At 59.4% G+C, this 1,051-nt stretch carries 1 protein-coding gene; it reads right to left on the bottom strand.

Annotated elements, in window-relative coordinates; genetic code table 11:
• Nucleotides 1–9: 9 nt before the first annotated feature.
• Nucleotides 10–958 (bottom strand): IS630 family transposase gene (locus PMI09_RS30190; protein ID WP_085990675.1). Its coding sequence is split into 2 segments (ribosomal slippage): nucleotides 10–621 and nucleotides 623–958, totalling 948 coding nucleotides; the frame shifts between segments, so codons are not numbered across the junction.
• Nucleotides 959–1,051 lie beyond the last annotated feature (93 nt).

Below are 1,051 nucleotides of genomic sequence, written 5' to 3'. Positions count from 1 at the left end.
TAGAGCGTTTCATGTTTTGACCGAAGCGTATCCAGCGTTTGTGAAGTAGTTTGCGCATTCGTCAGGCCTGATGGTGTCCGCGAGGTGTCCGAGATGGCGCCAGGTGTCCTCGATGGTTTTCTTTTGAGCGTGGCGCATCCAGTGCTTGATCTTGGCGAAGGCCTGTTCGATCGGATTAAGATCGGGCGAATATTTCGGCAGGAACCATAGTCTGGCGCCGGCCGCCTTGATGGCATCACGGACGGCCTTGGCTTTGTGGGAGCCGAGATTGTCGAGGATGACGATGTCGCCGGGCTTGAGGGTGGGGATCAACTGCTGGCGGACATAAGCGCCGAAGCATTCGCCATTGATCGGACCATCGAAGACGCAGGGTGCTGTCAGTCGGTCGCAGCGCAAGGCACCGAGGAAGGTGAGCGTGCGCCAGCGCCCATGCGGGGCAAAGCCGCGCAGCCTCTTGCCTTTCGGCCCCCAACCGCGCAACGGCGCCATGTTGGTCCTGATCCAGGTTTCGTCGATGAAGACCAGCCGCTTCGGATCGAAGCGACCTTGCCAGGCCTTCCAGCGCGCTCTGCGCCGAGCAATGTCGGCACGGCCCTGCTCAAGGGCGAATAGCGTTTTTTTTGAAGCTCAAGCCTTCCCGGCGCATAAATTGCCAGATGGCATTGTGGGAGACGGTCACGCCGCGAGCGGCCAGCTCATCCTTGAGCCGATGCAATGTCAGGTGGGATGTCTGCTCGATACGCTCGACGATGAAAGCACGGTGCGGCTCCAGCACCCGCCGGCGATGGCCACCCATCTTGCCGGGCGAGACGCTGCCGGTCGCCCGATGTCGCTGCGACCACTTCACCACGGAAGAGACGGCAATGTCGAACCGCTCCGCCACCACCCGGCAGCTCTGACCGGCCACTACCGCAGCAACAACACGCTCACGAAGGTCATTCGAATAAGGTCGTGTCATGGATACTGGCCTCCATTCCAGTATCCATGATGAATCACAAATCATTCGATTTGGGAATCCCGCACAGATTCCGAAAAATCGTGAAACGCTCTA

It is taken from the genome of Rhizobium sp. CF122, from assembly GCF_000282035.1.
Lineage (GTDB): Bacteria > Pseudomonadota > Alphaproteobacteria > Rhizobiales > Rhizobiaceae > Rhizobium.
This window is presented reverse-complemented; position numbering and strand designations above follow the sequence as displayed.